This window comes from Pseudoalteromonas sp. PS5, assembly GCF_004103255.1.
GTDB lineage: Bacteria > Pseudomonadota > Gammaproteobacteria > Enterobacterales > Alteromonadaceae > Pseudoalteromonas > Pseudoalteromonas peptidolytica.
The window spans coordinates 1-16,939 of sequence record NZ_RCSQ01000207.1; the positions used below are offsets into that span (position 1 = coordinate 1).

A 16,939-nucleotide genomic window follows, 5' to 3' on the forward strand; every position below is an offset into this window, starting at 1 on the left:
TTTTTAACGCTGTTAGCGTCATATTTAGTTCCTCAAATTGAGCAAGTATTAAGACAAATTGGTATTAGGTGAGGTACATAGCGGTGTATGAATTAGTTAGGTATAAAAAAAGCCCAATTAAGGGCTTTTTATCATATGTTTTTTGAATTAAAGGCCCGCACGCTCTTTGATAACTGCAATTAGAGGTGAACCACCATGGTTTGCCTCTGCCCACGCTAGGTCTTTGCCATCCTCTAATGCACTTTTAGGAATACTTTTAACAATGTACTCACCAGCATCACTCGCATTGCTAGCGATAGCATGTCTTAGTAGATTATTACCGTTACACTGAACACCATCATAAATATTACGCATTTTAAGACGAGCAGTTTTTAGCGCCTTACGAATACGGTTTTTGTCATCAGCAGCAATATATTCACATAGAGAGAGCGCCAACTGATCGTTTGCACTTGCTGGTTTGCTAAAAGAAAAAGCTGCAACAGCAATAGATACTGACAGTAGCACGGTAGTTAATTTCATTACACAGACCCTTTAATACTTTGTTCGTAGCATATAACTGACTATATTTTAGCAACCTAAACAATTGTTAGCAAGAAACTCATAGTTTTTTGTGTAGAGTTACGAATTTATAACTATGGTTATTACGCTCGTCAGGTTCGTTACACTCTGTTTCGACCTCGCGCCACTCTCCAAACTTTTTGTAATCAGGAAACTGCGTATCCCCCTCTACATCAAGGTCGATAAAGGTCAAATAGAGACGCTGAGCATACGGTAAAAATATGTCATAAATATGACCACCACCAATTATCATAATTTCTTCATAATTAGAGACTGCTTTTAACGCAGCCTCAGGAGTAGAAACTACTTCTATACCTTCATGTGTGTAGTTACTATTTCGTGAAATAACGATATTTCTTCTACCAGGTAAAGGCCTACCAATGGACTCAAATGTTTTTCGTCCCATGATCACAGGTTTCCCTAGAGTGATTTTTTTAAAGTGCTGAAGATCAGCTGGTAGATGCCAAGGCATATCGTTATCTTTTCCGATGACACGATTGTTTGCCATTGCTGCTATCATTGAAATTACCACAATGTACCTTATTAGTATTTTAGTATTAGTTTTTGAAACGCTATTTGGTATTACGAACAGTATAACAATCATGATACAGAAAATGGAAAAAGAAATAGCAAAAAGGCCCTGAATGGGCCTTTCAAACTAATCAATGAGAATTGGAGCGATATAACTAACGCTCGTAGATGACTTCTACATCATAGTCATCGTCGTCCCAGTCATCCCAATCATCATCGTCATTGTTGTCGTTTTTAGTTGCATGCCTGTGATAGGTATCCCACTTAAACTCAACTTCTTCTTGCTGCTCTTCCTCAAACTTGTCTTTTGGCATGCTTTCAAGCAAATTCATAATATCAAAGCATAAAGGTTGCGTATTAAGCTTATTTGCTGCGGAGATCATGTAAAAGTTTTCTGCGTCTAGCTCGTGTGCAATACGCGAGCAAACTTCTTCTCTTTCTTCCTCAAGCAATAAATCAACTTTATTCAACACTAGCCAGCGTGGCTTTTCTGCCAATTTAGGGCTGTATTGATGTAGTTCGTTAATGATTGCAAAGCCATTTTCAATCGGATCACTACCATCAACTGGCATCACATCAATAATGTGCAATAACACTCGACAGCGCTCTAAATGCTTTAAGAATCGAATACCAAGGCCAGCACCATCAGCAGCACCTTCAATCAACCCCGGAATATCTGCAATTACAAACGACTTACTCGCTTCTGGGCGAACAACACCTAAATTAGGCACAAGCGTGGTAAACGGGTAATCTGCTACTTTAGGCTTTGCAGCTGAAACACTACGAATAAATGTCGATTTGCCGGCGTTAGGCAGACCTAATAGGCCAACATCGGCCAAAAGCATAAGCTCTAGACGTAGATTACGAACTTCCCCTGCGGTACCCAATGTCTTCTGTCTTGGTGCACGGTTTGTACTGGACTTAAATCGCGTATTTCCAAGGCCATGAAAACCACCTTTAGCAACAATTAACTTTTGTCCATGCTTAGTTAAATCGCCAAGACATTCTTCGGTATCAACATCAGTAACACGAGTACCGACCGGTACTTTGAGTACCAAGTCTTGACCCTTCTTACCGGTGCAATTTCTGCCTTGACCATTAGTGCCGCGCTCAGCTCGGTGAAAACGTTCAAACTGATAGTCGATAAGCGTATTTAAGTTTTCATCAGCCTCAAGGAATACACTCCCGCCATCACCGCCATCACCTCCGTCTGGGCCGCCATCTGGCACAAACTTTTCGCGGCGGAATGAAACGACACCACTGCCCCCATCTCCGGCTTCCGCTCTAATTTCTACTTCATCGACAAACTTCATGGTTTAAACTCTTTAACTCTGTCTGAATTCTCTTCGCTATTATAGCAGTAGCGACAAGTCGCTCCTAATATCAATTGTATTAATACAACTTGATATAGCTAAATTTGGTAATTAATGCACTAAAAACAAAAAAACCCCGCCTAAGCGGGGTTTTTAGTATTTAATACCGATTACTCAGCTACGATGCTAACGTATTTACGGTTTAAAGGACCTTTCTGCTCAAAAACAACTTTACCGTCTGCTTTTGCGAAGATTGTGTGGTCTTTACCGATACCTGCGTTAGTACCAGCGTGGAACTTAGTACCACGTTGACGAACGATGATGTTACCCGCTAAAACTGATTCGCCACCAAAACGTTTAACACCTAAGCGTTTACTTTCTGAATCGCGACCGTTACGAGTACTACCAGCTGCCTTCTTATGTGCCATCTATCTGTACCTCTAAAAAATTAAGCGCTAATGCCAGTGATTTTAACTTCAGTGAACCACTGACGGTGGCCCATCTGCTTACGAGAATGCTTACGACGTCTAAACTTAACAATCTTAATCTTCTCGCCACGACCGTGAGAAACAACTTCAGCTGTTACTTTGCCACCGTTAACGAACGGTGCACCGATCTCGATCTTTTCACCATCAGCAATTAGAAGTACTGAATCAAATTCAACTGCTGCACCAGTTTCAACGTTTAGCTTTTCTAAACGAATAGTTTGACCTTCAGTCACACGGTGCTGTTTACCACCACTTTGGAAAACCGCGTACATAATTAACTCCGTCTGTGCGCCCTCAAATCGACGCAACTTAATATTCTTCAATAGGGCGCGAAGTTTACGCTAATGCGTATCTTGGCGCAAGTGTAAATTTGAAGAAAGTGAATAAAATTTAGCTCGCATGAGGGCAATCAAATATTTTCCCCTATTCTAGTCAAAAAAATGTCAAAGCCAAGCTATTTTTTATCCGAACTGCCCTCCTAACGTATGGTCATTTCAATTACCTAAAACTGATACTCTGGATAAATTCCACACCAAAAGAGGTACCTTCTTTGAGTGATAAAAAGAACAAAAATTAAGCATAAAAACGTTTTTTTATAAGCAACTACGACAATTTATCGAGTCGATGGTTTTTTTGTAGTACAATCGCTGCGTTTATTCATTTTCGGTTAATAGATTGGCTCGGAGCACAATGGATATAAAAACTATCCAAAATTTGGTTGAGCAAGACATGCTTGGTGTCAACCAACTTATACATGAACAAATGCAATCTGATGTTGCGCTTGTAAAGCAGTTAGGTTTATACATTGTGAACAGCGGAGGTAAGCGCATCCGTCCGATGTTAGCCCTTTTGGCCGCCAGAGCATTAGGTTATGAAGGTGATAAACACATCACATTGGCGACAATTGTTGAGTTCATACACACGGCAACCTTACTCCATGATGACGTAGTTGATGAATCGGCGTTGCGCCGTGGAGAGCCTACCGCGAATGCCGAGTTTGGTAATGCTGCCAGTGTCTTAGTCGGTGACTTTATCTACACCCGCTCATTTCAGCTTATGGTTGGCCTTGGCAATATGGAGGTGATGCAGATCCTTGCTGATGCTACTAATATAATCGCCGAAGGTGAAGTGTTACAGCTTATGAACTGTAATGACCCAGATACCAGCGAGCAGAGTTACATGCAGGTTATTTACAGCAAAACCGCAAAACTCTTTGAAGCAGCAACCCTGTTGCCAGCAGTTGTATTAGAACAATCTGATGAGATAAAAACAGCGCTCAAGCTATACGGCATGCACCTAGGCACCGCCTTTCAGCTTGTAGATGACATTCTTGATTACAGTGCTAACGCAGAGCTTTTGGGTAAAAATATCGGTGATGACCTTGCTGAAGGAAAGCCGACGCTGCCGTTAATTTATGCTATGAAGCATGCGAATGAGCAGCAAACTGCGCAAATTCGCACAGCAATCGAAAGCGGTAATGGGCTTGAGCACCTCGAAGAGATATTAGCTACGCTAGCAGAGACAAAAGCGCTCGATTTTACTATGGAAAAAGCACAAGAAGAGGCGCGTAAAGCAATAGAACAACTTGATGTGCTGCCGGATTCAGACCATAAAGAAGCGCTTGTTGCGCTAGCAAAGCTATCAGTAGACAGAGAGTACTAATTCACTGTTAAAGACAAAACCGATTAGTAAAAAGGTCGCATAAGCGACCTTTTTACTTTTTACTTCTCTGGAGGCCTATAGCCTTCAATTTCAACGTCTTTATTTTCAAACAAAAAACCAACCATCTGCTCTTCAAGTAGCTGTCTGTGCTCAGGATCCATCATATTTAAGTGTTTTTCATTGATAAGCATGGTCTGCTTGTGCTGCCATTGTTGCCATGCTTCTTTGGAGATATTATTAAAAATACGCTCTCCAACCTCACCTGGATAAAGTTGGAAGTCCAATCCTGGCGCCTCTTTTTGTAACTTTTGACAAAATACGGTACGAGCCATAAGTTTCTACCTCTTCAATTTTATTTGTGCACTTTCAATTTGTGGCACAGCTGATGTCTTCAGTTTACCCTATTGCAGCTAAGACTTTAACCAACTTTTTAGTCGGTGCCGCTAACCCGACTTCTGGAGGATTATGAAGGTCAAACCACAATAACTGATGCTCATGCACACAATCTGTTGGGTGAGTCACTTCGATAACAACTGGCGTGATGGTTAATTCAAAATGCGTAAAAATATGCACAAAGGGCTCTAAGGTATTAATGCTAGCCGCAACTATGTCTTGCTGGGCGATAAAAGTATTAACCTCAGCAGACTCTGAGAATTCAAAAAACCCAAATAAGCCTCCCCAGATCCCACTTGAAGGGCGTTTTTCCATCAGTACCTTTTCACCGCATTTAATAATGAGGTGATGAGCACGCTTTTTTGGCTTGTCTTTTTTGGGTTTAGGATTTGGAAACTCTTTCACCTGATTATTTTTGAACGCTGAACACTCTTCAACTAACGGGCAAACATCACAGTTTGGCTTGCTTCTTGTACACACGCCGGATCCTAAATCCATCATAGCCTGATTAAACGCTCTTACATCACCACTTGGTGTGACAGCATCACTCAAAGACCACAATTGGTTTTCGACTTTTTTTACTCCGTACCAACCTTCAACCATATAAAACCTAGCTAGTACTCGCTTTACATTACCATCGAGTATTGGGTGGTGCTGACCAAGCGCAAGGGAGAGAATTGCGCCAGCTGTTGAGCGACCTATTCCTGGTAAATCTATAACGGCTTCTAATGTTTCTGGAAATTTGCCATGATATTTATCTCTGATCACTTTGGCGGCTTTGTGAAGGTTTCGCGCGCGAGCGTAATAACCTAAACCAGTCCAATGGTGTAGCACTTCATCTTCTGGCGCATCAGCCAGTTCAATTACCGTTGGGAAGCGCGCCATAAAGCGCTCAAAATAGGGAATAACCGTAGTTACTTGAGTCTGCTGTAACATCACCTCAGAAATCCATACTTTATACGGTGTTTTTCCGAGTTGCCACGGCAGTGTTTTTCTACCATGAAGGTGATACCAAGACACAACTTGCTCACCAAACCACTTAGCTTGTTGCTGGCTAACGTTCATAAACCTGACTAGTACTTGCTACAAAAGCCGCCAGTGTAATCACAATTGCTTTAATAGTCACCACGTAAAATTTCACTCTATACTTGTTTATTGCCAACTGAATGACGATAATGTGCGACCATTTTCACCAGCATAGAAATGACCATGAACGAATCAAGCAAAAATGCGCTCGAACAGGCGCAGGAAGAAGGCAAGTACATCAGAAAAGTGCGTAGCTTTGTTAAGCGTGAAGGACGTCTAACTAAAGGCCAGGCAGCTGCATTGGAAAAATGTTGGCCGAGTATGGGGTTAGAGCATACACAAGGCTTGCTTGACTTTACTGAGGTGTTTGGAAATAACAATGAAGTCGTTCTGGAAATTGGCTTTGGTATGGGTAAATCACTAGTCGAAATGGCTAAAAATAACCCTCAGCAAAACTTTATTGGTATTGAAGTCCATCGTCCAGGTGTTGGCGCGTGCTTGATGGATGCAGATGAGCAGGACATCAAAAACTTACGTGTATTTGAACATGATGCTGTCGAAATTCTCGCTGACTGTATTGCCGATGGCAGCCTTGCTAAACTACAGCTATTCTTCCCTGATCCGTGGCATAAAAAACGCCACCACAAACGCCGTATTGTCCAACTTGAGTTTGCTGAGAAAATTCGTCAAAAATTAAAAGTTGGTGGCGTGTTCCATATGGCAACGGACTGGGAAAACTACGCAGAGCACATGCTTGAAGTGATGAGTGCGGCACCCGGTTATAAAAATCAGTCGCAAAGCAATGACTATGTTCCTCGCCCAGACTTTAGACCTCTGACCAAATTCGAGCAACGTGGTCACCGCTTAGGGCACGGTGTTTGGGACTTGATGTTTGAACGCATCGATTAATTATTGTGGAGCGTATTTTCGCTCCTTTCATTTCTCTCAATACAGCACTCACAGCTTTATCTAGGAGTTAGCGTTGCAATTTACCAACCCCAGCTTGTTATTACTTCGAAATGAAGAAGAACTCATTGCCAATAATATTCTGGTAATCAATCATCCTCGAGATGGTTTTTTACGTGAATTGAAAGCGCTAAACCCCAATTCAGCGATCCATGCTTTTAGCTTTGATTTTGCAGATCATACACATGCAAATAATATTGCCGGTGTGAGTAGTCATGTTGGTCATCAGTTACCGGCTTTACAAAACTGTGATCTCGTTATTTATTACTACCCTAAATCAAAGCCTGAAGCGCAGATGGTATTTGATAACATTCGTTATTTAAGCACTGACGAAACACGACTGCTCGTCGTTGGTGACAATAAAGGCGGAGTAAAAAGTGCTGAAAAGCAGCTAAAAGAACACTCTGAGCATTGCTACAAGTTAGAAAGTGCAAAACATTGCATTTTGTACGAATTCAACCAATTAACCAGCAATCCAAACTTTGAGTTAGATCGGTATGTTCAAGAGTTTACTGTACGTATCGCCGACACAGAGTTTACTGCCGCTAGTTTACCTGGAGTATTTAACCACGGTAAGCTTGATGCTGGGACAAAATTGTTGCTGGAGAGTATCACTCTTCCTTATAAAGGGAAGGTACTAGACTTTGGTTGTGGTGCAGGAATTATAACTTGTTACTCGTTGCTAAAAAACCCAACTCTTAAATTCACCTGTTTAGACGTCAATGCCCTCGCGCTGTACGCGACTCAAAAAACCTTGGCTTTGAACGGGCTCAACGCAACCTTACTGTTGAGTGATGGACTGAGTGAATTAAGCGGTAAGTTTAACTTAATCCTCAGTAATCCACCATTTCATACAGGCATCTCTACTGATTATGGAATTGCTGAACAGTTCTTGCAGAACATTAAGCGTTTTATGGAGCCAAAATCAACTATCCAGTTGGTCGCTAATAGCTTCTTAAAGTATCCGCCAATATTAGAAGCACAATTTAGTCAATTTGAAACAGTCAACAAAAATACAAAGTTCGCCGTATATAAAGCACAATAACACTACTAACCTATAAGGTTTACTTGAAAATTAAGTAAACCTTCGCTGAAATCTGCCTTTTATCTTTTCATTTTCAAAGATTTGCTCTACTTTATTATAATGAGCGTTTGGGATCCCAATACTCTGTTAGCCGCAGCTAAGGCTGATCATCCAGCTGGAATAAGAATGAGTAAGCAATTAACCAAAACAAGCATAAGAAAAGTATTGATCAGCGCAGTGATGCTTGTAACCGCATTGTGCTTGTCTTTATCTATATCCATCTCAACGTATTTAGATGTAAAGGAACAAAGACAACTCATTATTAATAAAATTGAGATGATAGCTGATATCATTTCTTTCAACTCTCAAATAACCATTTTATTTGATGACAGGAAAACTGAAGATGCACGCCTAAAATCTTTTCAGCACGTTGATATTATTAAAAATATTCACATATATGCAATTGATGATGTCACCAATAGACCAGTGTTTTTCACAAGTTATAATGCAAGTAGAACACCTCCAGTTCCTCTCAAAGTAAACCAAATTGATGAACTCTTAACTCCTAGAGTCTCAGAAGATCACATCGAGCTTGTGAGGCCCGTTATTTACGAAGGTAATATTGAAGGCTACGTATATGTTCGAGGTGGCCTTGAACGCTTATCTAATTATATCAATCAGAAAATTTTGGTTGATATTGCCCTCACCTTATTTGTATTGGTTCTCGTTTTATTAGTTTCTAGAGGCATACAAAAACGCATTGCAACACCAATTGAGGGGCTTTCGACCCTACTTCAAGATGTGTCTAAAAACCACAATTACAATGCCAGAGCTCCTGGCAGTCACATCGCAGAGCTAAATGTACTTGCTAACAACCTCAACATAATGCTGGCCAGAACAGAAAACCAACTGGAACGCCACAAAGCTGACAAACAAGAAATAAAACAGCTAAACCAAAGCCTTGAAGAAAAAGTGAACCAACGCACCATCGCACTCAGAGAGGCTAACCAAGAGCTGCTCAACGCTCTTGAACGAATGCACCAATATCAGAATCAAATCATTGAAAACGAAAAAATGGCATCTTTGGGGCAAATGGTGGCTGGAGTAGCTCATGAAGTAAATACACCAATTGGTTTAGGTATAACTGGCTCGACACTGTTACGAGATAAATTGTCAGACATCAATGATGCATTTCAGAGCAAGTCCCTCACCTCTAAGCAACTAGAAAGGTTCATTGGTGACGGTATCGAAAATTTAGATCTCATCTATCGAAACCTAAATCGTGCAGCTGAGCTCGTTTCTAGCTTTAAGCGCCTTGCTGTAAGCCAAGACTTAGAAGTAAACTCGAAAATAGAACTTTCTAATCTACTCACAGAAGTCGTCGCCTCTTTACGAGCTGAAATTGCGACCAAACAACCAGAGATCAGCATTCACTGTGACAAGGGCCTTGAAATTGAAAGCAAAGCTGGACCTTTACAACAAGTATTAGAGCAGTTGATTTCGAACTCATTACTACATGGTTTTAAAGATCAGCAAAACAACATTATAAATATTACTGTTACCTCAAGCTCAGAGCATCTAAAGCTGGAGTACTTTGATAATGGGGGAGGCGTTCCAAAAGCAATTAAAAAGCGAATTTTTGACCCCTTTGTAACGACACGCCGTGGTGAGGGCGGTAGCGGTTTAGGTATGCACCTAGTTTATAACCTAGTTACACAAGCGCTTGGGGGCTCAATTGCTCTAGATGAAGAGTGTAAAAAAGGCGCCAAGTTTATTATTACACTCCCTCTTTCTGGAAACGTACAATGAAGCGCTGCTGTATTATCATAATATGCTTATTTGCATCTATGGTTCTACATGCAAAAACGCCTGATCAAGTACGTTCTGCTTTTTTATATCAAATGGCCAAATTTATAGAGTTCCCTGACGAGGATACCAAACAAAGCTTAATATTTTGTTTTTATTCTCTTGAAAGTGGCCCCGCATCTAATTTAAAAAATGCAACAAAACTGTCAATTCGTGGCAAACCCATAACTCTTATTGAGGCAAAAGAAACATGGACTTACCGGGAACTTTCCAGCGCCTGCGACGTCACATACATTGATGAAACCAATGAAAATGATATACTATCCGCTTGGACCGATACAATAGAGTCAAACATGTTGACCGTGGGCGAAAGTATTGAGTTTTTAGAAAGAGGCGGGATAGCTGCTTTGGTCCAAGAAGGAAGCAAAATTCGACTGTACATTAATAAGCAAGCCCTGAACAAACAGTACTTTATCGTACGCTCAAGGTTGCTTGCCGTATCCAAGTTTCATCCCAACTGATTTTACTTGTTAACAATTGGATAAGCTCCTATAATCGTAAATATTCGGATTTATTATATAAGTCCGAACTCATTGTAAATTATATATTCCGAAAAGGTTAATTAATAATGCAAACGCCAGTCATTCTAATTGTAGAGGATGAAGACGTAACTCGACTGAACCTCGTTAGTTTATTTGAAGCGGAAGGTTATAAGGTAATTGAAGCCATTGATGGCGACGACATGCACGACAAGCTAACATCACATGATGATGTAAACCTTGTTATCATGGATATCAACCTTCCTGGTAAAAATGGTTTGATTTTGGCTCGTGAGTTACGCCAGAAGAAAAACATCGGCCTTATCTTCCTTACAGGTCGCGACAATGATGTAGACCGTATCCTTGGTCTTGAGATTGGTGCTGATGATTACATCACAAAACCATTTAACCCGCGTGAACTAACTATTCGTGCCCGTAACTTAATATCTCGCACAGGCAGTTCAGCAGAAGAGTCTACGATCGATAGTAACGGCGTTATTACGTTTAATGGTTGGGAATTAGATGAGAACAGTCGCTGTTTAACATCTCCAACAGGTGACTCAAAGCGTCTACCTAAAGGTGAATATAGAGCGCTTCGTCTAATGTTAGATTCGCCTGGTCGTATCTTTAGCCGTGAGCAGCTTATTAAACACATGACTGGTCGTGAGCTGCGTGCTAATGACCGTACAGTTGACGTCACAATTCGTCGTATTCGTAAACATTTTGAAACCGATAACAACACACCTGAATTAATCAGCACAATTCATGGTGAAGGTTACCGATTCATTGGTAAAATCGACGCTCAATAATCGTTTTTGCTAGTCTTCAGCGAGTTTTGCAATTAATGGATGAAGGGCTTCTTGCCCTTCTTCTATTTTTGCTTCCAACTCCGAAACCCACAGCAATAGCGTATCATCATCTTTTCCATCTGACTCCAGTTCCATTTTCTTTGCTTGCAACTGTGCGAGTTTCAAACCTACAGAACCTGCTGCTCCTTTCACTTTGTGAGCTACAGCTCCGTACTCTTCAATATCATTTTCGACTACTGCATCTCTTAGTTCTTGGCAGTATTTAGGGCTTAATTTTGTAAACAAATCACAGCTTCTTTGGAAAGCTGGGGCTCCCATTGACTCAACAAAGTCACAAATCGTTTCTATATCTAAATCACTATATTGCGGCTGTAATAAAGCTTCTCGAAGATCTAGGCTTTGCTTGTTCTTTTGTGCTTCTATACCGAATAACTCTGCTAACATTTTATCAAGTTTAGTGGTATTTATCGGTTTAGCTAAAGCACCTTGTACACTGATCCCTTCAAGCTCCTGTTCGGCGCTTCTAACATTTGCTGTTAATGCGACAATGGGTAGGTGATCAAAGTGACTTTCTTGGCGTATTTGGCGCGCAACTTCATCCCCATTGATGTCAGGTAACTGCATATCAAGCAAAATCAAATCTAGATCATCTTCAGTTTCAACAAAAGATAGAGCATCTTCCCCAGTTTCTGCCCAGATAACTTCATGACCACGCTGCTCAAGTAAGTTAGTCGCTATTTCTGCATTTAGAGGGACATCCTCCACAAGTAGAATGTAAAGACTTCTACCTGCGTAGCTTTGCTCTTTTGGTGCACTACATAACTGCAGTGGAACTTCAACATCAAAGCGGCTACCTGTACCTTCAGAGCTAACAACGGAAATAGAGCCTTTCATTGCATGCACTAATGCTTTTGTCACAGCTAACCCTATACCAGAGCCTATCGCATTACTGCCAGACGCATCGGGCGCTTTATAGTACATTTCAAAAATTCGTTCTAACTGCTCTTCGGGTATTCCCATTCCAGTATCAATAACGCTAATGGACAGCCACGGGCCATCACTACGATTCTCACGTCGACACTCTAACGTGACACTACCTCTGTGCGTGAACTTCACCGCATTATTGATTAGATTCCACAATACTTGGCGAAGTCGAGTTGGATCAAGTAAAGCATATACATCTAAAATACCAGAGCGGTTAATTGTAAACTCAAGCCCTTTCTGCTCGGCTATTAAGCCAGCAAAGTTTACAACATCATTGATAAAGTCTGAGACGTTTATACTATCTGTCGCAATGTCTAGCTGTTCTCGGTCGATTTTGTCTAGGTCTATAATGTCGTTAAATATATTCCCCAGCGTCTCAGCACTTGAGAACACTGTATTACACCAACTCTTCTGCTGCGCGGTCAGCTCTGTATCTAACATCATGCGAGTCAAACCGACGATACCGTTTAGTGGTGTTCTTAGCTCATGACTGAGTGTTGCGATGAACTTACCTTTGTCTTTATATGCAGTTTCAAGTGCCTGCTCCGCTTCTTTTCGGCTAGTAATATCCCGTCCAAATGCTAATAAGCCGATATACTCACCTTTATCATTAATAAACGGTAACTTACGCATTTCAAACCAGCGCTGTTCACCCTTAACTGGGTATTCGACATCCAGAGTTAACGGCTGCTGGGTGTTTGCGACCTGTTCATCCGTTTCTAAAACTTTGGGTAAATACTGAGTGGGATAAATTTGCTCTACAGATTTGCCAATAAGCTCTTCACTGCTCTTCCCCATTACCAATTCAAACATCTTATTGCAGCCGGCAAACACACCATTTTCATCTCGGTAGTAAAACAAATCAGGAGATGAGTCGACGATGTTTCGCAATAACATACCTTGCTGAGCTAGCTCTAATTGCGTCTTTTTGCGCTCCGCAATTTCTTTTCTTAATTCATCAATAGCCCTATGCTTTGCGTGCAGGGCTAGTTTCCTTTCATCGATTTCACTATTCAGCCGATTAATATTGTCCTTCAATGTTTGATTCAGCATTTTTTCTTGCTGTGTGGCTGATTCAAGATACGCTTTTGAAGACTGAACTTCTCTCATTGCGGCAACTGACATCATGATCAGAGCGGGTGAAATGACGGCGGTTAGAAAAAGTAACGCTGATATATCAGCTATTTCCACCACTCCAAGTGCAACGTAATAAAACATACAAGACAGGATCACGGCAACAAATAACGTAAATACATAAGCAATTGCAAATGCACGTTTGTTACCATACTTTTCTACCAAGTTTGATAAAATTCGAGCCCATGAGCCAAACGAATTTTCTGCCATATTATTACATCACCACTTATTAAATACTGATCAGAACAAGAGTATTTCACTGCTTATAGCCTGACCATCGCACAATTTAGACCGCAAAGTAAATATTATACAAAAGCCCTAGTAATAAGCGAGCACAGATATTGCTGAGCACAGTATTACCTATAATCATTGGATTCTACGAGCACAAATAAAAACCTGTATCACTAAATGCACAAATTGTTTAATTTAATACAGATAGATTTGCACTCATCATCCCAACTTTATGTGATTTGGTGTAATATGCGCGTTTTTTAAGTCTTAGAAAAGAGAGCCTCTATGCAAAATAACATGCCAGACATTGCACATAGTGCAAGTGCGTTACAAACCGGAACTTTAGACTGGGTAGGCATGGGCAACATAGAGCTACCTTTAGTTATTGAAGTTAAGGGGCTGGGCCAAGTCACCGTAACAGCAAAAGCAGATGCTTTTGTTGATTTGCAAAAAGAGGATGCCAAAGGCATTCACATGTCACGCCTTTTCCTTGCTCTCGACTCACTCTCCTGTGAGAAAATATTAACGCCTAATACCTTAAAGCAGTTATTAGACAACTTTTTAAGTACCCATAATGAACTGAGCACAAGTGCAAAAGTACTTTTTCACTTTGAGTTGCCAATTAGGCGCCCTTCACTTTTAAGTAAAAAAATGGGCTGGAAATCGTATCCAATAAAGCTAGATGCGACATTACGAAATGGTGTTTACACACTTGAACTCGCTTTAGACATAACCTATTCATCTACCTGCCCTTGCTCTGCGGCACTATCACGCCAGTTAATACAAGATGCCTTTCAACAAGCATTTGACGGTACCGAATTAGATTTTCATAGCGTTCATAAATGGCTTGGTAGCACAGAAGGTATTGTTGCTACTCCTCATTCTCAGCGCTCCATTGCAAATATTAAAATTCGCCTCGGCGAGCATATCGATGAGTTTGAGATCTTAGACTTAATTGAATTAGTCGAGAATGAATTAAAAACACCAGTTCAAGCCGCTGTAAAACGTGAGGATGAACAAGAATTTGCTCGTCTAAATGGACAAAACCTTATGTTTTGTGAGGATGCTGCACGAAAACTTAAAGCACTTTTCAACCAACAACAATTAGCTGACTTTTATATAAAAATTAACCATTACGAGTCACTTCATGCCCACGATGCTGTTGCTTATGCAGTTAAAGGGATAAACGGTGGTTATCAAATTTAATATACTTTTTTAATTCAATGATCTATATGTGGCGGGAAATCATCTCGATAATCCCGTTACTGCTGAAGTACCTATTTTCATAATAGGTACTTCAAAGAAACAAAGTATCATAAATACTAAAAAGTCATCAAATGAACACTAATTCACCCCAGATACTCTAGGTTTAATCACGGCTGCTGTTTAACTTGCGAATAAACTGATCAACCAAGGCCTCCTGATTATCAAGTGCTTGCTCTGTATTTTTCATGGTTTCGTGCGTTTTGCGTGCGCTTTGCATTGATTCATCAGCAAGACCTGAAATCGTCACTGCATTCACATTTAACTCATTTGATACGCTTGACATTTCTTCTGTTGAAGTAGCAATTTGATAGTTAAGACTCGAAATCTCATTAACGATAGTATTGATCGTCTCCAAGCTCGACTTTGTCCCTTCAGCTTTAGAAACACATTCCGAAGAGCGCGCAACACCACTTTGAATCGCTGCAACGGCCCTTTCCGCACGAAGCCTAAGATCTGCGATAATCCCATTTATCTCTGTTGTAGAATCCTGTGTCCGCTGCGCAAGTGCCCGTACTTCATCAGCAACGACGGCAAACCCTCGCCCCTGCTCCCCTGCTCTAGCTGCCTCAATGGCGGCATTTAAAGCCAATAGGTTGGTCTGCTCTGAAATCCCTCTAATCACATCAACCACGCCTTCTATATTAACGCTCTGAGCATTTAGGTCCTCAATATCTTTTTGCGTCTGTGACAATTCTTCTGATAGCGAATAATTATTCTGCATATTATCGTCAACCGCCTTGTGCCCACTTACTACAGACTCAAGTGCCGCTTCAGACTGTTTTGCAGCATTGTTTGTATTTGATGCAATATCACTGATAGAGACCGACATCTGATTTATAGCTGTGGCAAGAGATCCTGTCTGCGCTTGTTGCTGATTTAAAATATCTACACTGCTTTTACACTCTTGCATGGTTTTCGTAGCATACTCTGACACCGTTGAGCTCGCATCTTTGACACGCCCAAGAACAGCTCTAAGCTCAGATTCTCGAGCAATTAATGCCAGCTCAATAGCAGCAACATCGTTAACTTTATTTAGATATACCTTTTGCATTAGCGGGTTGTCATACACCTTTTTGGCTTTTTTACTTAATTCGCGTACAGGAGCAAGGCGTGAATACGTAATAAATAAGACAATACAGGTCAGAATCGTTTCGGCAATGTAATTCCACGGAGTAGCAAAGCTTGAGATAACCATAGTTAGGACATAAAAAATGATGATAATTGCCATCATTTGTGCAGATAGCGACCAAGATGCACGAGTGAACTTACTTAATGGAGCACCACCGTGCAAATCTGAGTATATTCGCTCTGCTCGGTTAACTACCTCTTTATTAGGCTTAGTCCGCACTGACTGGTACTCTACAGTATTACCTGACTTGTCTTTTATAGGCGTAACAAAAGCATTAACCCAATAATGATCACCATTTTTGCAGCGATTTTTTACCATCCCCATCCATGGTTTACCTGCTTCAATATAATCCCACAAGTTTTTAAACGCCACTTTTGGCATAGTTGGGTGTCTTACGAGATTATGTGGCTTACCTTTTAATTCATCTAGAGAAAACCCTGCAACTTCGCAAAATTGCGCATTTGCATACTTAATTTGTCCTTTGACATTTGTTGTCGAAAGTAAGTTATAAGAACTTGGATAATCTCTCTCTTTACCAGTGTAATCAGCTCTACCTTTGCTCATTGTGCACTCTCTATAAAAAGGCAATAATAAATTATTACTTTCTAAGACGTCGTGAAGAACAGCATCAGAAACTGATCAAGATCATGGATATCACTATTTTGGCTATTAAACACACAGCAGAAAGTTAATATAGAAATTAGCAGATTAATCTTGTTAGGCAATATAACGACTGATATTGAGAATTATTAATGAGATATGATGTATGGAGAAAATAAGAAATGGCGTCCCCTAGGGGATTCGAACCCCTGTTACCGCCGTGAAAGGGCGGTGTCCTAGGCCTCTAGACGAAGGGGACGCAGAAATTGCTTTGCAAATTATTAATTTGCATTTTCTGTGTCACTAGGACTTTTTTAGCAGTTTATTCTCTCGCTAACCGAGTTACTTACCGAAGTAAGTGGCGTCCCCTAGGGGATTCGAACCCCTGTTACCGCCGTGAAAGGGCGGTGTCCTAGGCCTCTAGACGAAGGGGACACAGATGTGTCACTAGGACTTTTTTAGCGGTTTATTCTCTTGCTA

The 16,939-nt window shown here is 40.8% G+C and carries 16 protein-coding genes and 2 tRNA genes; 7 read left to right on the forward strand and 11 right to left on the reverse strand.

What is annotated here, in order from left to right; translation table 11 throughout:
* Positions 1-147 precede the first annotated feature (147 nt).
* From D9603_RS20145 to rplU, 5 genes are all read right to left on the reverse strand, one after another.
* Positions 148-519 carry a DUF3718 domain-containing protein gene (locus tag D9603_RS20145; RefSeq protein WP_125253286.1) on the reverse strand — a complete coding sequence of 124 codons (372 nt, stop codon included), beginning with the start codon at positions 517-519 and terminating at the stop codon, positions 148-150.
* Positions 520-598: 79 nt separating this feature from the next.
* A complete protein-coding gene (folA, locus tag D9603_RS20150; RefSeq protein ID WP_347232152.1) occupies positions 599-1,090 on the reverse strand; it encodes a type 3 dihydrofolate reductase in 492 nt (163 codons plus the stop codon).
* Between the two features lie 154 nt (positions 1,091-1,244).
* Entirely contained in the window at positions 1,245-2,402 is a 1,158-nt protein-coding gene (gene cgtA / locus D9603_RS20155; protein WP_125253288.1) for an Obg family GTPase CgtA, read from the reverse strand.
* A gap of 170 nt (positions 2,403-2,572) precedes the next feature.
* Positions 2,573-2,830: a 50S ribosomal protein L27 gene (gene rpmA / locus D9603_RS20160; protein WP_105169123.1), complete on the reverse strand. Its 258-nt coding sequence runs from the start codon at positions 2,828-2,830 to the stop codon at positions 2,573-2,575.
* Positions 2,831-2,850: 20 nt separating this feature from the next.
* A complete protein-coding gene (gene rplU, locus D9603_RS20165; protein WP_125253290.1) occupies positions 2,851-3,162 on the reverse strand; it encodes a 50S ribosomal protein L21 in 312 nt (103 codons plus the stop codon).
* Positions 3,163-3,580: 418 nt separating this feature from the next.
* Here rplU and ispB point away from each other — a divergent pair, with 418 nt between their 5' ends.
* Positions 3,581-4,552, forward strand: coding sequence for an octaprenyl diphosphate synthase (gene ispB, locus D9603_RS20170; protein ID WP_125253291.1), 972 nt, complete (start codon positions 3,581-3,583; stop codon positions 4,550-4,552).
* A gap of 59 nt (positions 4,553-4,611) precedes the next feature.
* Here ispB and D9603_RS20175 read toward each other — a convergent pair whose 3' ends face one another.
* Together D9603_RS20175 and mutY are read right to left on the reverse strand one after the other, a co-directional pair.
* Positions 4,612-4,884 (reverse strand): oxidative damage protection protein, encoded by a 273-nt coding sequence (locus tag D9603_RS20175; RefSeq protein WP_125253292.1) that lies wholly within the window; start codon positions 4,882-4,884, stop codon positions 4,612-4,614.
* 64 nt (positions 4,885-4,948) lie between these two features.
* Complete coding sequence (gene mutY / locus D9603_RS20180) at positions 4,949-6,010, reverse strand: A/G-specific adenine glycosylase (RefSeq protein WP_128732663.1); 1,062 nt, start codon at positions 6,008-6,010, stop codon at positions 4,949-4,951.
* Between the two features lie 144 nt (positions 6,011-6,154).
* Between mutY and trmB the strand changes: the two genes are divergently transcribed.
* The 5 genes from trmB to arcA all read left to right on the forward strand — a co-directional run bounded on the left by trmB (position 6,155) and on the right by arcA (position 11,115).
* Positions 6,155-6,880 (forward strand): tRNA (guanosine(46)-N7)-methyltransferase TrmB, encoded by a 726-nt coding sequence (trmB, locus tag D9603_RS20185; RefSeq protein WP_128732664.1) that lies wholly within the window; start codon positions 6,155-6,157, stop codon positions 6,878-6,880.
* Positions 6,881-6,953: 73 nt separating this feature from the next.
* A complete protein-coding gene (locus D9603_RS20190; protein WP_128732665.1) occupies positions 6,954-7,982 on the forward strand; it encodes a methyltransferase in 1,029 nt (342 codons plus the stop codon).
* Between the two features lie 165 nt (positions 7,983-8,147).
* Positions 8,148-9,770: a HAMP domain-containing sensor histidine kinase gene (locus tag D9603_RS20195; protein ID WP_125253296.1), complete on the forward strand. Its 1,623-nt coding sequence runs from the start codon at positions 8,148-8,150 to the stop codon at positions 9,768-9,770.
* A 38-nt stretch (positions 9,771-9,808) separates the two neighbouring features.
* A complete protein-coding gene (locus D9603_RS20200) occupies positions 9,809-10,288 on the forward strand; it encodes a YfiR family protein (RefSeq protein WP_225740676.1) in 480 nt (159 codons plus the stop codon).
* A gap of 107 nt (positions 10,289-10,395) precedes the next feature.
* Positions 10,396-11,115 (forward strand): two-component system response regulator ArcA, encoded by a 720-nt coding sequence (gene arcA / locus D9603_RS20205; RefSeq protein WP_125253298.1) that lies wholly within the window; start codon positions 10,396-10,398, stop codon positions 11,113-11,115.
* A gap of 9 nt (positions 11,116-11,124) precedes the next feature.
* Here arcA and arcB read toward each other — a convergent pair whose 3' ends face one another.
* The gene (gene arcB, locus D9603_RS20210) at positions 11,125-13,443 is read right to left on the reverse strand and encodes an aerobic respiration two-component sensor histidine kinase ArcB (RefSeq protein WP_125253299.1); all 2,319 of its coding nucleotides are present in this window, start codon (positions 13,441-13,443) and stop codon (positions 11,125-11,127) included.
* Between the two features lie 306 nt (positions 13,444-13,749).
* Between arcB and folE2 the strand changes: the two genes are divergently transcribed.
* On the forward strand, positions 13,750-14,670 hold the full coding sequence (gene folE2 / locus D9603_RS20215; protein ID WP_128732667.1) for a GTP cyclohydrolase FolE2: 921 nt from the start codon (positions 13,750-13,752) through the stop codon (positions 14,668-14,670).
* A gap of 163 nt (positions 14,671-14,833) precedes the next feature.
* Here folE2 and D9603_RS20220 read toward each other — a convergent pair whose 3' ends face one another.
* From D9603_RS20220 to D9603_RS20230, 3 genes are all read right to left on the reverse strand, one after another.
* Positions 14,834-16,423 carry a PAS domain-containing methyl-accepting chemotaxis protein gene (locus D9603_RS20220; protein ID WP_128732668.1) on the reverse strand — a complete coding sequence of 530 codons (1,590 nt, stop codon included), beginning with the start codon at positions 16,421-16,423 and terminating at the stop codon, positions 14,834-14,836.
* 219 nt (positions 16,424-16,642) lie between these two features.
* Positions 16,643-16,718, reverse strand: a tRNA-Glu gene (locus D9603_RS20225).
* A 100-nt stretch (positions 16,719-16,818) separates the two neighbouring features.
* Positions 16,819-16,894 (reverse strand) — tRNA-Glu (locus D9603_RS20230).
* Between the last annotated feature and the right edge of the window lie 45 nt (positions 16,895-16,939).

What these genes read in the sequence shown, in the direction of transcription:
- rplU (WP_125253290.1), bottom strand. Translation starts at nt 3,162, where the DNA reads ATGTACGCGGTTTTCCAAAGTGGTGGTAAACAGCACCGTGTGACTGAA.
- D9603_RS20175 (WP_125253292.1), bottom strand. Translation starts at nt 4,884, where the DNA reads ATGGCTCGTACCGTATTTTGTCAAAAGTTACAAAAAGAGGCGCCAGGA.
- mutY (WP_128732663.1), bottom strand. Translation starts at nt 6,010, where the DNA reads ATGAACGTTAGCCAGCAACAAGCTAAGTGGTTTGGTGAGCAAGTTGTG.
- cgtA (WP_125253288.1), bottom strand. Translation starts at nt 2,402, where the DNA reads ATGAAGTTTGTCGATGAAGTAGAAATTAGAGCGGAAGCCGGAGATGGG.
- folE2 (WP_128732667.1), top strand. Translation starts at nt 13,750, where the DNA reads ATGCAAAATAACATGCCAGACATTGCACATAGTGCAAGTGCGTTACAA.
- arcA (WP_125253298.1), top strand. Translation starts at nt 10,396, where the DNA reads ATGCAAACGCCAGTCATTCTAATTGTAGAGGATGAAGACGTAACTCGA.
- arcB (WP_125253299.1), bottom strand. Translation starts at nt 13,443, where the DNA reads ATGGCAGAAAATTCGTTTGGCTCATGGGCTCGAATTTTATCAAACTTG.
- D9603_RS20200 (WP_225740676.1), top strand. Translation starts at nt 9,809, where the DNA reads ATGGTTCTACATGCAAAAACGCCTGATCAAGTACGTTCTGCTTTTTTA.
- trmB (WP_128732664.1), top strand. Translation starts at nt 6,155, where the DNA reads ATGAACGAATCAAGCAAAAATGCGCTCGAACAGGCGCAGGAAGAAGGC.
- ispB (WP_125253291.1), top strand. Translation starts at nt 3,581, where the DNA reads ATGGATATAAAAACTATCCAAAATTTGGTTGAGCAAGACATGCTTGGT.
- D9603_RS20145 (WP_125253286.1), bottom strand. Translation starts at nt 519, where the DNA reads ATGAAATTAACTACCGTGCTACTGTCAGTATCTATTGCTGTTGCAGCT.
- D9603_RS20195 (WP_125253296.1), top strand. Translation starts at nt 8,148, where the DNA reads ATGAGTAAGCAATTAACCAAAACAAGCATAAGAAAAGTATTGATCAGC.
- D9603_RS20220 (WP_128732668.1), bottom strand. Translation starts at nt 16,423, where the DNA reads ATGAGCAAAGGTAGAGCTGATTACACTGGTAAAGAGAGAGATTATCCA.
- rpmA (WP_105169123.1), bottom strand. Translation starts at nt 2,830, where the DNA reads ATGGCACATAAGAAGGCAGCTGGTAGTACTCGTAACGGTCGCGATTCA.